Origin of the sequence: Hoeflea sp. BAL378 (assembly GCF_000759435.1) — a bacterium.
Classification (GTDB): domain Bacteria; phylum Pseudomonadota; class Alphaproteobacteria; order Rhizobiales; family Rhizobiaceae; genus Hoeflea.
The window spans coordinates 70,588-83,266 of record NZ_JRJG01000034.1 but is presented as its reverse complement, the minus strand read 5'-3'; the positions used below and the strand labels follow the sequence as shown (position 1 = coordinate 83,266).

The window sequence follows — 12,679 nt, the reverse complement described above, 5'->3', positions numbered from 1 at the left end:
ATTGGGTGTGTATTCAACCATGATCTGTCTCCTTTGGCTGTCGGAGCGTAAACGACAGGGCGGGGAGATCGTTCCCGCGCGGGGCCGCGCAGGGGGTCACGTTGTGTTACCGGATGGCACTGACCGTGTAGCCCGCCTGCGTGAGCAGCGAGACCAGGCCCTGCTCGCCCGGCAGGTGCAGCGCGCCCACGGCGATGAAGGCGCCGCCCCGGTCGAGGATCGGGCCGGCGCGCTCGGCCATGACATGATTGCGCAGGGTGACGACCCGCTCCTCGAATTCGGCATAGCCGGCGATGTCGTCTTCGCCGGCTTCCGGGCCGAAGGCGAGGATCACCGGCATGATCAGCGCAATGTCGCCGTCGAGATAGAGCTCGGTCATGGTGGCCATGATGTCGGGCATCAGGTCGGCCAGGCGGATGGTCTCGACCAGGCCGCGCAGATGGAACTCCATCGGCAGGTCCGCCATCGCCGCCATCTGTTCGCCGATGCTCTCGAGCCCGATGAGCTCCTTGCCGTCCGCCCGGGCCTGGCTGGCGATCTTGATGTCGAGGAATTCCACGCCGTCGGCCTTGCGCGCCATCTCGCAGGGCGGCATCGCCACCATGCCCGCGATCATCCACGGCTTCATGCGCGAGACCAGCGCCAGCGGAATGCCGCGGCGGGAGAGCTCGGCCTCCACCAGGGTGACGTCCTCCGGGCTCAGCCGCGAGGTCAGCGTAGTGCCGTCGGTGAACATGGTCAGGTCCGGATTGGTCAGCACCGCGGCCTGCGCCTTGGCCGGATCGAGAATGTCGACGGTCTCGATGACCACGGTGTCGGCCGCGTCGAAGGCCGCCTGGGCCGCGGCGGGCAGCGTGGTGACGCGCGGATCGGTGACATGCATGGTGCCGAACAGCCAGGACGGCGCCTGGCCCTGTTTCTCGACCTTCCACAGCAGCCCCTTGCCGTTCGGGGTGGCGTCGGCCTCGGCGCGGGCCGCGGCCATCTTGTCGGGGGCAGTGGCCGACAGCCTGTCCGCCAGGCTGACGCCGTCGCAGGCGGCGGCGTCCTCGGCGCGCGCCGTGGCCGCGTAGACAAGGCCGCCGACCAGCAGGATCAGCAGCGCCCAGGGCAGCGCCGCGGCAATCGCCAGCATCAGGTTCGGCAGCCAGGCGACCAGCGGCCGGGCATGGGAAATCGCGGGATGAGGGTGCATGCGCGGCCATTCCTCCTGCAACGGGGCGCGTCGGGCGCGCGGGCTGTTGCACCGGTTGAAGTCATCCATTGCGGCTTCGCTCTCAAGAGAATCGAAACGGGCCGCACGCTGGACGGAGCCGGCACTCTAGCGCGTCACATGCCACAAACCAGTTAACCCGGGCCGGGGTTTCATCGGATGGTAAATAGGGCGTTAACGCCCGCGTCCCGACCGGCAGGCTCGGGCCCGGCGCGACCGCCGGAGACGTCTGCGGGACGGGTGGGACGACCCCGGTTCACGCCCTGGGATGGGCGCGGTCGTAGATCTCGATCAGGCGGCGCGAATCGACGCCGGTATAGACCTGGGTGGTCGACAGGCTGGCATGGCCCAACAGTTCCTGGATGGTCCTCAGATCGCCGCCGCCGGCCAGGAGATGGGTGGCGAAGGAATGCCTGAGCGCATGCGGGGTGGCGCTTTCGGGCAGGTCGAGCGCGCCGCGCAGCCGCCGCATCTCCTTCTGCACGATGGCCGGCTGCAGCACGCCGCCGCGGGCGCCGCGGAACATCGGCGCGTCCGGCGCGGGCTGGAACGGGCAGAGCTTGCGGTAGACCTCGATCGCCTCGCTTGCGGCGGGCAGCAGCGGCACGATGCGGGTCTTGCCGCCCTTGCCGGTGATCCTGAGGGTCTTGCCGTCGCGCGGCAGGTCGGCCGAAGTCAGCGCCAGCGCCTCGGAAATGCGCAGCCCGCAGCCATAGAGCAGCGTCAGCACCGCGGCGCTGCGGGCGGCGATCCAGGGCTCGTCGGAGAGCTGCAGGTCGGCGTCGACCACGCGCAGGGCGTCGCGCGCGGTCAAGGGCTTGGGCAGGGACTTGGGCTGGCGCGGCGCACGGGTGGCCGCGGCGCCGGCGGCATTGGCCATGCCCTTGCGCTCGAGATGGCGCAGGAACGACCTGATGCCCGCGAGCCCGCGGCCCAGGGTGCGCGCGCCGGCGCCGCCGCGCCGCCGCTCGGCCATGAAGGCGCGCAGGTCGAGCGGCCGGAGCTCGGCCAGGTCGGCGATCTTCGGCGCTCCGCCCAGATGCAGGGTGAGAAAGCCCAGGAACTGGCGCAGGTCGCGCTCATAGGCATCCGCCGTCTTGGGCGACAGCCGGCGCTCGTCGATGAGCTGGGTGAGCCATCGCTGCTGTTCGGCCATGACATCGGGGGCGGCGATCACGAGCGGCTGGTTCATCTCGGTTCCGTTCAGAGGGGCCCGGGCCGCCGGCGATGGAGCGGGCGGATCCTGCAGATTTCACAGGGACGAGGCGGCGCGAAAGCCCTCGCGCCGCGACTGTCCCTGATCCGACTATTGCATTTGTGCCTTAGCGGGGGGTAAACGATAGGCTGCAACGGCCTGATCGCGCCCGCGCGCGAAAGTCCGGGCCGCAGTGTTGAGCGATGTCATCATGGCATCATATTCTGTTGCCATAGGTTTGTGACAACGGAGACCGAAGGGGTCGAGTCCATGGCATATGTGGCGGAGATTTCAGATCGTTTGCAGGTGCTCGCCCATGGCCGGCCCGGTCACATCATCGACCGGCTGATCGCCGAACGCGGCGGGCGGCTGGTGGATCATCCGGCCTGGCCGCTGATGCGGCCGTTCCTCTATGCAACGCTCAAATACGGCGCCGCGGTCAGGATGGCCGATGCGATTGCGCCCCTGTCCGGCCATGGCGCGCTCCAGCATATCAGCGACCTGCTGCAGCTCGACATCCAGTCCCGCTGCGAACACCGGATCCCGAAGGCGGGCGGATTTCTGCTCGTCGCCAACCACCCGACCGGGATTGCCGACGGCGTGGCGATGTTCGATTTCCTGAACCGGCACCGGCCCGACATGATGATCTTCGCCAACCGCGATGCGGTGCGCGTGAGCCCGCGCTTCGACGAGATCATCATCCCGGTGGAATGGCGCGAGGACTACAAGAGCCGCGACAAGACCCGCGAGACGCTGCAGCTCACCAACCGCGCGGTGCAGGAGGGCAAGGCCACGGTGCTGTTCCCCTCGGGCCGGATCGCCTTCTGGAACGAGGGCCGGCTCACCGAGCGGCCGTGGAAGGTCTCGGCGGTGACGCTCGCCAGGCGCTACGACCTGCCGGTGGTCCCGGTCAACATCTCGGCGCGCAATTCCGGCCTGTTCTACTGGCTGTCGAAGCATTCGACCGAACTGAGGGACATGACCGTGTTCCACGAGCTTCTGAACAAGAAGCGCCACACCTTCCGCTTCACCGTGGGCGAGCCGATCCTGCCCGAGGCGCTGGACGGCGATCCGGCCGAGGCGATCAAGGCGCTCGAATACCACACCGTGCACGGGCTCGCGTCCAACCCCGACCGGGTGTTCGAGGCCGCGCCGAAAGGCTGGAGCCAGGCGGCCTGAGGCTGCCGCGGACGCGAAACTTGGACATATCCAACGAAAACGGCCCGGGATGACCGGGCCGTTTTGGTGTGCAGGTCGGACAGCCCGTGACGGGGCCGTCGCTCAGGCGATGGTCTGGCCGGTCTTCTTCCAGTCGGCCAAAAACGCGTCGAGGCCCTTGTCGGTCAAGGGGTGCTTGACCAGCGCCTTGATGGTGGAGGCGGGGATGGTGGCGACGTCGGCGCCGATGAGGGCCGCTTCCTTGACATGGCCGACGGTGCGGATCGAGGCGGCGAGGATCTCGGTGTCGAAGCCGTAATTGTCGTAGATCTGGCGGATCTCGCGGATCAGGTCCATGCCGTCGAGGCCCATGTCGTCGAGCCGGCCGATGAAGGGCGAGATGAAGGAGGCGCCGGCCTTGGCGGCGAGCAGCGCCTGGTTGGCCGAGAAGCACAGCGTCACATTGGTCATGTGGCCGTCCGAGGTCAGCGCGCGGCAGGCCTTGAGGCCGTCGAGCGTCAGCGGCAGCTTGATGCAGATATTGTCGGCGATCTTGGCCAGGACCGCGGCTTCCTTCATGATCGTCTCGTAGTCGGTGGCGGCCACTTCGGCCGAGACCGGGCCGTCGACGATCCCGCAGATCTCCTTGGTGACTTCGCGGATGTCGCGGCCGGATTTCATGATCAGCGAGGGATTGGTGGTGACGCCATCGATCAGGCCCAGATCGTTGAGTTCGCGAATCTCGCTCACGTCGGCGGTGTCGACAAAGAATTTCATGTGAGGCTCCAAACTTGCGCCAGCGGGGCTTGCCCGGCGCTCTTGAACAAATCCGGGTTCCCTTTAGCCCAATCCGGGGGCAAGGTCACGCGACATGGACAAAGATTCGCGACAAATTGAAGCCGGCCTATTTCCGCGCAGGATCGTGCCGGTGCTGATCCCGATGCCCGCCGAGCGGGCCTATTCCTATGCGCTGCCGCAGGGCGTCGACGCCGCGCCGGGGCAGATCGTGCAGGTGCCGCTGGGGCCGCGGCTGGTCTCGGGCATCGTCTGGGACGGGCCGACCGACGAGGTGGACCCGAAGAAGCTGCGCGAGATCGCCCAGGTGTTCGACTGTCCGCTCGTCAACGCGCCGATGCGCCGCTTCATCGACTGGGTGGCGGCCTACACGCTGTCGCCGCCGGGCCTGGTGGCGCGGATGGCGCTGCGGGCGCCCGCCGCCTTCGACCCCGAGCCGATGATCGATGCGCTCAGGCTCACCGACACCCGCCCCGAACGGCTGACGGCGGCGCGCGAGCGGGTGCTCGAGCAGGCCGGCGACGGCTTTGCCTGGACCCGCAGCGGGCTCGCGCATGCGGCGGGGGTGACGGCGAGCGTCATCGACGGGCTTGCGGCGCAGGGCGTGTTCGAGCCGGTGCGATTGAGGCCGCCGCCGGTGGTGGCCGCGCCCGATCCCGACTACCAGCCGGCGGCGCTGGAGCCCGGACAGGCGGAAGCAGCGGATGCACTGCGGGCGACGGTGGCGGAGACAAGCTTCAGCGTGACGCTGCTCGACGGCGTCACCGGCTCGGGCAAGACCGAGGTCTATTTCGAGGCGATCGCGCAAGCCGTGCGGGCCCGCAGGCAGGTGCTGATCCTGCTGCCCGAGATCGCGCTCACGGCCGCGTTTCTCGACCGCTTCCACGAGCGCTTCGGCGCGCGGCCGGCGGAATGGCATTCCGAGGTCACGCCCAGGATGCGCGAAAAGGTCTGGCGGCAGACCGCGGAGGCGGGAATCTCGGTGGTGGCGGGCGCCCGCTCGGCGCTGTTCCTGCCCTTTGCCGATCTGGGTCTCATCATCGTCGACGAGGAGCACGACCCGGCCTACAAGCAGGAGGACCGGGTGTTCTACAACGCCCGCGACATGGCGGTGGTGCGGGCGCGGCTCGCCGATATCCCGGTGGTGCTGGCCTCGGCCACGCCGTCGATCGAAAGCCGGGTCAACGCGCAGCAGGGCCGCTACCGGCATGTGAAGCTCGAAAGCCGCTACGCCGAAGCGGTGCTGCCCGACATCAAGCTCGTCGACATGCGCAGGCACGCGCCGGCGCCCGGCGGCTTCCTGTCGCCGGTGCTGCTCCACGCGATGGCTGAGACGCTCGAGCGAAAGGAACAGGCGCTGCTGTTCCTCAACCGCCGCGGCTATGCGCCGCTGACGCTGTGCCGGGTCTGCGGCCACCGCTTCGAATGCCCGGACTGCTCGAGCTGGCTGGTCGAGCACCGCTTCCGCGGCCAGTTGCAGTGCCACCATTGCGGCCACGCCGAGCCCACGCCGCAGGCCTGCCCCTCCTGCGGCACGTTCGACCATCTGGCGGCCTGCGGCCCTGGGATCGAGCGCATCGCCGAGGAAGCCGACAAGCATTTCCCGAAGGCGCGCACCATCGTGCTCTCGTCGGACATGATGGGCGGCACGCGGCGGCTGAGGATCGAGCTCGAGGCGATCGCCAAAGGGGAGGCCGACATCGTCATCGGCACGCAGCTTGTGGCCAAGGGCCACAATTTCCCGCTGATGACGCTGGTGGGCGTGGTCGACGCCGATCTCGGCCTGTCGAATGGCGATCCGCGCGCCGCCGAGCGGACCTACCAGCTCCTGTCGCAGGTGACCGGCCGCGCCGGGCGCGCGGGCCACAAGAGCCTCGGCCTGATCCAGACCTACCAGCCGCAGCACCCGGTGATGCAGGCCTTCGCCTCGGGCGACGCGGAGGCCTTTTACGAGCGCGAGACCGACGAGCGCAGCCGCGCCCACCTCCCCCCCTTCGGCCGCCTCGCCTCGGTGATCGTCTCGGCCGCGACCCGGCTCGAAGCCGAGGGCCACGCCCGCGCGCTTCGCGCCGCAGCCCCGCCCACGCAAGGCATCATGGTGCTCGGCCCCGCCGAAGCCGCCCTGGCCCTGATCCGCGGCCGCCACCGCTTCCGCCTGCTGGTGCATGGCGAACGGGGGCGGGACATGCAGGGTTTCGTCCGCGAGATGCTGGCCAAGGGGCCCAGGGCGCGGGGATCGGTGCAGGTGCAGGTGGATATTGATCCGCAGAGTTTTTTGTGAGGGGGGATGGCTGAGAAGGAGCCGGGGCCGGACTGACGGGTTCTGAAGAGCAAGCCAGATAAAGCAGACATCCACAACGCGTTAGAAATATGGATAACCGGTTCGAACTTCTCTGACGGGGCCGAAGCCGACGAACAGAGAACCACACGTACGCTATTGGTCCTCCAAAATTAAGGAATGAGCTTACGGCCATTAAAAGTGGTTTTCAGACGATCGGCTTTCGGTAGAGTTCATGAAATGACCTGCTGAAGTCTGGAGGGGGAGTGGGATGCCAAAAAACAATGTGTCGTTGACACCCGAGGAAAAACGGGTGGCGAAAGCGTTGCTTGCGAAGAACTGGCGCAATCAGGACATCCAAGCCCTCATTAACATCGGCAGGAAGGCCACAATCAACAGCGGGCGCATCACCGGCGTAAAAAAGAATGCCGGACAGGAAGTCGCATCCGAAGAAGAGGTGGAGTTTTTCCTCTTGAAGAAGAGGTCCTATGATCAACAGACCTGTTTGAATCGATACGATGATGAGAGGCTCATTCGCGCCCGCGAGGCGATGATCCTCGCTGTACAGGTGTTCAACAGCGCGGCACTCCGGTTTAAAACTGAAGTTTTCACGATGCTTGCGAATGTGGCTTGGACCTATCTCATTCATGAGTGGTACACGCGAAATACACAGGTGAAATTAGTAGATGACAACGGATTCTCAAAGCCGCTGAGCGAGCTTTTGGAGCGGCCAGATTGCCCGCTACCTGTGGGGGTTCAACAGAACCTGAGAGCACTGAAGATTTTGCGAGACAAGGTGGAGCATCACCTGCTTGGTAGGGCCGATCAAAAATGGCTCGGGCTTTTCCAAGCGTGTTGTCTGAATTTCGATAAGGCGCTGTGCGACCTATTCGGAAAGGAACTCACTCTCGCAAGCGAGCTCTCGTTCGCACTTCAATTCGCAAGCATGAACCTCGAACAAGTGACCACGCTTAACCAGTATGAGCTTCCACCCGACATCAATGCGATCGATGCGCTCATCACTGACGGGATGACTCCGGAACAACTCAACAATATCGAGTTTCAGTTTCAGGTCGTATATACTCTCAGTGCCGCAGCGAAGTCCAAGGCGCATATCCAGTTCGTCAACCCAGCATCGGCAGAGGGGAAGGAAATACACAACGTTCTAGCCAAAAAGGTCATTTCGGATGATCTCTATCCACTAAAACCGGGGATGGTCGTGAAGAGTGTCGCTGCAAAGACTAATCAGCACTTCACGTCACACACGCATCTGCAAGCCATGCGGTACTTCAACGTGCGGCCAAAGAATGGCGCTCCTCAGCCGGAAAACACCAACAAGACGCACTGCGTCTACCATCCGGTATATAAAGCGTATACGTACTCTCCTCAGTGGGTGGAGAAGTTGGTAGCTGCAGTAAATGATGCAGAGGTCTATGCGGAGATTAGGGCTGTTAAGCTCTGAGGCGGTTATTTACCATTGGCGACTTGACGGAGGTTTGCTGATTCCCCTGTTGCTCGCAGCTCCTTCTCAAGAAGTTCCAGTTGGTGTCTCCACCAGTAGACGGCCTCTCGGAACAGCTGGAAAGCATCTTGGCCATCGGCGAATTCGATGAAGTAGCCATCCTCGTCAGAGCTAAGCTTCGCGCCGAAAGTGTATGTTTTGAGAAGGTTGTTCCTTTCCTCCTCGATGAAGCTCCAAAAGATCGCCGAGGACGGCCTGTCTGCCTTTAGTGTAGCCCACAAGCCATCCACTGCGGTCGCGTGGGCGGGGGAAGCTAGGGCGTCGACCTTAGCAAGGACATGACCGACCGTCCTCAATAGGGCGAGGCCTGAAACCCAGTGAAGCCTCCATTCAGGCAGTTCGTCGTCTCCGTCTACGATGTCGGAATTCTGAAAATGGAACAAAATTCCGACGCAGTCCCAATACGGCTCCCAGGCCTTCAATGTCTGGATGGGTGAGGTCCGAGTGAAAATATCACCTGTTATGAAGCTGGCCATGGATCAAAGATACACGCAACATGACGCGCAAACAATCACGACTATTCACTTGGCAATCGGAAACCGTGACGATATCACAGAGATGAACGCTAAAAGCGATTATGGTGCCGTAGTGTAATGGAAGCACCCCTGCCGATTAGAGGATTATATCTTGAAAGCAGGTAGTGTGGGTTCGAGTCCCAACGGCGCTGCCAACTCTTCCGCTACTTCCGGCTCAGTTCAGCCGTTAAGGGACTTATTGGCCTCCGTCGGCGAGGCGGTAGCCAACCTCAATACAGCTGTTGTCGGATTGGATGCTGTCGAGCAGGGCCACAATAAGCCGGAAACGTTGAATATTTCTTGGAATCCGAATGACCGGATTGCTGCTGCACGCAAATCAAGGAGGTTTGTGGTCGAAGCCGTCCTCGTCAGGGTGGCCGAGGCACTCTCTGAATTTGTTTTCGTAACGGCGCGCTTGCCCCGCTTCAGCTCTGTCCGCAACAATTGGAACAGCAAAACTTCTCGTGCTGAAAAGCTTGCCGATGTCGCCGCAGAGGCACTCGGTGCAAAGGACTATCTGACCGCTGGCGCTGTATTGCTTATCCACTGGCGAAATCGTGTGGTTCACCCCCGTTCGCAAGCGTCGCTAACGGCTGCGCAAGAGAAGAATTTGCGAGCATCGTCCGAAGAGATCGAGAAAAATTTCGCGGGACTTTCGATTGAGCGGTTATTAAAAGACTTCGAAACCGGCCAGCCTACATTGAAGGATGTTTCCAGCTTGATCGCGATGTCTATAAGGATGGCGCGAGCGGTGGATAAGGCAGTAAGCGATCTATCCGACGACGACCTCGGCATTTTGCTAGATTATTATGGTTTGAAGGCTCGAATTTCGGAGATCGAAGCTCAAACTACCCCGTCCAAGCGCCACGCATCGGTAATTCGCATGCTTCAATCCAGCGCGCCGGGTTTGGTGCCAGCATATAGCCGCCTCCATGCGCGCACGACTGGCGACAGTAACTGACTGTCGAATCTAGCTTCAGCACTAGACCAGATCATTGCTAACGGTGCCGTGGCTCCCTCGCGCTGACTGAATCCCCGGCTACACAAACGCAGCCCGCACACCGCGCAACATCCGATTTGGGGAGTGTCTTATTGTGCGTTTCGTGCCTGAACTGGGGGCAATCCGCCACCACTGCTTTCAAGATATATAGGGCTGTAGCGTCGAACCGCGTGGGATTCGAACATATACGCCGAAGTAATCGGCTGACACTCGCCTACACCATAAGCGTTGTCGGCTTTCGGGAAGTCGCAAGTGGCAGATGAACGACCAAAATGGGGGCGCAAAGAAGCCACCGAAATCCTAGTTTGCTCGGTCGGGACGGTTCGGCCCAGAACCCCCTTCACTCCTCATCCCCCTTGGCTGCCCCCACCCTCTCCATCCTCACCGGCAGCTCATCCGTCCGCCCCTCCTTGTCGCGGCCCAGAAACAGCGTCGTGTGCGGAAACGGGATCTCGATGCCCTTTTCGTCCATCACCTGCTTGACCAGTTCGGTGTAGGCGCGGCCGAGGCCCCATTGCTTGCCGGGGGCGGTCTTGATGCGGGCGCGGATGAGGACGGCGCTGTCGCCGAGGCCGGTGACGCCGTGCATTTCGAGCGGCTCGAGGATGTCGGGCCGGTGCTCGGTCTGCATCAGCCGGTCGAAGGCCTCCTGCAGGGCGGCCTTGCCGTCGGCCACGTTCTCCTTGTAGGCGATGCCCACTTCCTCGACATGGAAGGAGAAGGTGCGCATGTAGTTCGACACCGCGTCGACCGAGCTGAACGGGATGATGTGGTAGGTGCCCGAGAGATCGCGCAGCGACACGGACCGCAGCGTCAGCCGCTCGACCACGCCGGTGATGCCGCCTGCGCCGACGACGTCGCCGACATTCATGGCGTTCTCGAGCTGGATGAAGACGCCGGAGATGATGTCCTGAACGAGCTTCTGCGCGCCAAAGCCGATGGCGAGGCCGAGCACGCCGGCGCCGGCCAGAAGCGGGCCGATGTCGATGCCGAGTTCGGAGAGCGCGATCATGCCGCCGAAGACCACCAGCGCCACGGTGAGCGCGTTCTTGAGCAGCGAATAGAGCGTGCGGTAGCGGGCCGCGTGCAGCGCCGGGCCCTGGGTGGTCTCCATGCGGTAGTCGATCCAGGAGGAGGCCGCGGCCCAGACGATGATGCAGACGACGATGACGATCAGGCTCGAGACCAGGCCCGCGACGATGGCGCTGCCGCGCTCGCCCTCGAGCCAGGCGCCGACATCGACGAGCGCCCAGGCGTCGAGCACCACGGCGAGGATGGCGATGGAGACGAGCAGCCAGACGATCCGGAGCAGGACCGGCACGAAGGAGGTGAGGCGCGATGACAGCGCCTTGTCGTCGAGCGGCAGGAAGGCGGGGGCGCGGATGCTCAGGGTCGAGAGATAGCCGCAGGCGCGCAGCACGAGCCCGCCGGCGATCAGCGCGGCCACGGTCTTGAGCGTGGCGCCGCCGACGAAATCGACGAACAGGGCCGGGCGCGACAGGGCGATGACGTAGCTCACGGCCACATAGGCATAGGCGATCAGCGGCCAGACCTGCAGGAAGGCCGATTGCACCGGTTCGGGCAGGGCCTCGTCGACGGCGGCGTCGCCCTCCTCCTGCGGCTCCTGCACCGGCCGCTCGGCGGCCTGCTTCTGCAGCCGCGAGACGGCGCGGATGGCCTTGACGGCGTAGATCGCGGCCAAGGTGTAGACCAGCACGCGCAGGCTGCGGCCGACGGTGAACGAGATCAGGCTGCTTGCCGCCGGCACCAGGAAGGCGATGCCGTAGATCAGGATCGCCGACAGGCGGATGCCGCGCCGGCGCACCATCGCGCGCACGTCGGGCGCAAGCCTCAGGACGGCGTAGTCGCCGTTGACGATGCCGGTGACCAGGCGGATGAGGATCGCGGTCGCGCCGGTGACCAGGAAGGCGTTGAGATAGAGGGTCTGGTGGATCGAGACGCCGAGGTCGCCGAACAGGACGGCGGCGGTGGCGCTGGTGGCGAAATAGGCGATGGCGAGCGCCAGGATCTCGGCCAGCACATAGAGGGCGACGAGCGCGATGGCCGCGAAGACGCCGCGGTTCCTGAGCCGCGCCGAGATGCGGCCGAGGCCGCCGCGCAGGAGCCGTTTGGCGCCGATGAACAGCGCGAGCGAGATCGCCACGGTGGCGAGCAGCGGCGCCAGCAGTGTGGCGAGGGTGCCCCAGTCGAGATCGGCGCGGCCATCGACCAGGCTCGCGAGTCCGGAGAGGTCGCTCACGAATTTGCGGCCGATGGCGAGCGCCTCGTTGATGGCGTTGCGGGTGATGGTGGCGAGCTGGGCGGCGAGCGTGGCCGGGGCTTCCTCCTCGGCGCTGGCCTCGGCTGCGGCTTCGGCTTCAGGCGCGGCCTGCTCGAGCGAGCGGATCAGCCGGTCGCGCGCGGCCTCGTCCTTCAGCACGTCGAGCAGCGGGGCGATCACCGCGTCGGTGGGTCCGGCCGTTTCGGCGGTTTCGGCCGAGCCGGCGAGTGGCGACTGCGCGTGAGCGGAAGAGAGCGGCGGCGCGGCGGCCAGAAGCAGGGTGACCAGGAGCAGGACGGCGGTCCGGGACAGAAAACGGCAGGCGGGCATGAAACTTCCAATTCTGATGCACTCGATCCGGCCGCGCGATTTCCCTTGGCCGTGAGAGCCTAGAATAGGGCAATGGGGAGCAGCATCAACCCGACGCCGTCACCGCCTGGCCCGGGCGGGTCCTCGCGGGCCGTCGGGGCGGAAGCGCGGGAGCCGGGCCGGCCGGCCGCGGAGCGGTCAGGCGCGGCGGCCGCCGAGGCCCCAGCCGATATGCGCCCAGAGCCGCTCATGGACGAAGAAGAAGGCAAGGCCGGTGGCCGAGGTCGACAGCGCGAAGGTGAGCGCGCCCAGCACCGAGCCGGTGTGCAGCCAGGCGATCAGGCTGGTGGTCATGAGCCCGAGGATCTGCCAGGTCAGGGCTTTGACGATGGTTCTGAGAGGGGAGTCCATGG

10 protein-coding genes and 1 tRNA gene are annotated in these 12,679 nt (G+C 64.7%); 5 read left to right on the top strand and 6 right to left on the bottom strand.

What is annotated here, in order from left to right:
* Positions 1-106: 106 nt before the first annotated feature.
* Both LL06_RS09520 and LL06_RS09515 read right to left on the bottom strand, forming a co-directional pair.
* Complete coding sequence (locus LL06_RS09520) at positions 107-1,195, bottom strand: TraB/GumN family protein (protein WP_052161361.1); 1,089 nt, start codon at positions 1,193-1,195, stop codon at positions 107-109.
* 274 nt (positions 1,196-1,469) lie between these two features.
* Positions 1,470-2,405 (bottom strand): tyrosine recombinase XerC, encoded by a 936-nt coding sequence (locus LL06_RS09515; RefSeq protein ID WP_035525460.1) that lies wholly within the window; start codon positions 2,403-2,405, stop codon positions 1,470-1,472.
* A gap of 273 nt (positions 2,406-2,678) precedes the next feature.
* Here LL06_RS09515 and LL06_RS09510 point away from each other — a divergent pair, with 273 nt between their 5' ends.
* Positions 2,679-3,587 carry a 1-acyl-sn-glycerol-3-phosphate acyltransferase gene (locus LL06_RS09510; RefSeq protein ID WP_035525458.1) on the top strand — a complete coding sequence of 303 codons (909 nt, stop codon included), beginning with the start codon at positions 2,679-2,681 and terminating at the stop codon, positions 3,585-3,587.
* 102 nt (positions 3,588-3,689) lie between these two features.
* On the opposite strand, the gene fsa is transcribed toward LL06_RS09510, so the two are convergent.
* Positions 3,690-4,343 (bottom strand): fructose-6-phosphate aldolase, encoded by a 654-nt coding sequence (fsa, locus tag LL06_RS09505; protein ID WP_035525456.1) that lies wholly within the window; start codon positions 4,341-4,343, stop codon positions 3,690-3,692.
* Between the two features lie 94 nt (positions 4,344-4,437).
* Here fsa and LL06_RS09500 point away from each other — a divergent pair, with 94 nt between their 5' ends.
* Together LL06_RS09500 and LL06_RS27645 are read left to right on the top strand one after the other, a co-directional pair.
* On the top strand, positions 4,438-6,642 hold the full coding sequence (locus tag LL06_RS09500; RefSeq protein ID WP_035525454.1) for a primosomal protein N': 2,205 nt from the start codon (positions 4,438-4,440) through the stop codon (positions 6,640-6,642).
* Between the two features lie 268 nt (positions 6,643-6,910).
* A complete protein-coding gene (locus LL06_RS27645; protein WP_035525452.1) occupies positions 6,911-8,101 on the top strand; it encodes a DUF3644 domain-containing protein in 1,191 nt (396 codons plus the stop codon).
* A gap of 5 nt (positions 8,102-8,106) precedes the next feature.
* On the opposite strand, the gene LL06_RS09490 is transcribed toward LL06_RS27645, so the two are convergent.
* Complete coding sequence (locus LL06_RS09490; protein ID WP_035525450.1) at positions 8,107-8,637, bottom strand: hypothetical protein; 531 nt, start codon at positions 8,635-8,637, stop codon at positions 8,107-8,109.
* A 103-nt stretch (positions 8,638-8,740) separates the two neighbouring features.
* On the opposite strand from LL06_RS09490, the gene LL06_RS09485 reads away from it, so the two are divergent.
* Together LL06_RS09485 and LL06_RS26355 are read left to right on the top strand one after the other, a co-directional pair.
* A tRNA-OTHER gene (locus LL06_RS09485) sits at positions 8,741-8,831 on the top strand.
* Entirely contained in the window at positions 8,789-9,637 is an 849-nt protein-coding gene (locus LL06_RS26355; RefSeq protein WP_152599549.1) for a hypothetical protein, read from the top strand. Before LL06_RS09485 ends, LL06_RS26355 begins: the two co-directional genes overlap by 43 nt.
* A gap of 379 nt (positions 9,638-10,016) precedes the next feature.
* On the opposite strand, the gene LL06_RS09475 is transcribed toward LL06_RS26355, so the two are convergent.
* Positions 10,017-12,287 carry a mechanosensitive ion channel domain-containing protein gene (locus LL06_RS09475; RefSeq protein WP_052161356.1) on the bottom strand — a complete coding sequence of 757 codons (2,271 nt, stop codon included), beginning with the start codon at positions 12,285-12,287 and terminating at the stop codon, positions 10,017-10,019.
* Positions 12,288-12,464: 177 nt separating this feature from the next.
* Positions 12,465-12,677 (bottom strand): DUF2061 domain-containing protein, encoded by a 213-nt coding sequence (locus LL06_RS09470; protein WP_035525485.1) that lies wholly within the window; start codon positions 12,675-12,677, stop codon positions 12,465-12,467.
* Between the last annotated feature and the right edge of the window lie 2 nt (positions 12,678-12,679).

What these genes read in the sequence shown, in the direction of transcription:
- LL06_RS09490 (WP_035525450.1), bottom strand. Translation starts at nt 8,637, where the DNA reads ATGGCCAGCTTCATAACAGGTGATATTTTCACTCGGACCTCACCCATC.
- LL06_RS09515 (WP_035525460.1), bottom strand. Translation starts at nt 2,405, where the DNA reads ATGAACCAGCCGCTCGTGATCGCCGCCCCCGATGTCATGGCCGAACAG.
- LL06_RS09520 (WP_052161361.1), bottom strand. Translation starts at nt 1,195, where the DNA reads ATGCACCCTCATCCCGCGATTTCCCATGCCCGGCCGCTGGTCGCCTGG.
- LL06_RS09470 (WP_035525485.1), bottom strand. Translation starts at nt 12,677, where the DNA reads ATGGACTCCCCTCTCAGAACCATCGTCAAAGCCCTGACCTGGCAGATC.
- LL06_RS27645 (WP_035525452.1), top strand. Translation starts at nt 6,911, where the DNA reads ATGCCAAAAAACAATGTGTCGTTGACACCCGAGGAAAAACGGGTGGCG.
- LL06_RS09510 (WP_035525458.1), top strand. Translation starts at nt 2,679, where the DNA reads ATGGCATATGTGGCGGAGATTTCAGATCGTTTGCAGGTGCTCGCCCAT.
- LL06_RS09500 (WP_035525454.1), top strand. Translation starts at nt 4,438, where the DNA reads ATGGACAAAGATTCGCGACAAATTGAAGCCGGCCTATTTCCGCGCAGG.
- LL06_RS09475 (WP_052161356.1), bottom strand. Translation starts at nt 12,287, where the DNA reads ATGCCCGCCTGCCGTTTTCTGTCCCGGACCGCCGTCCTGCTCCTGGTC.
- fsa (WP_035525456.1), bottom strand. Translation starts at nt 4,343, where the DNA reads ATGAAATTCTTTGTCGACACCGCCGACGTGAGCGAGATTCGCGAACTC.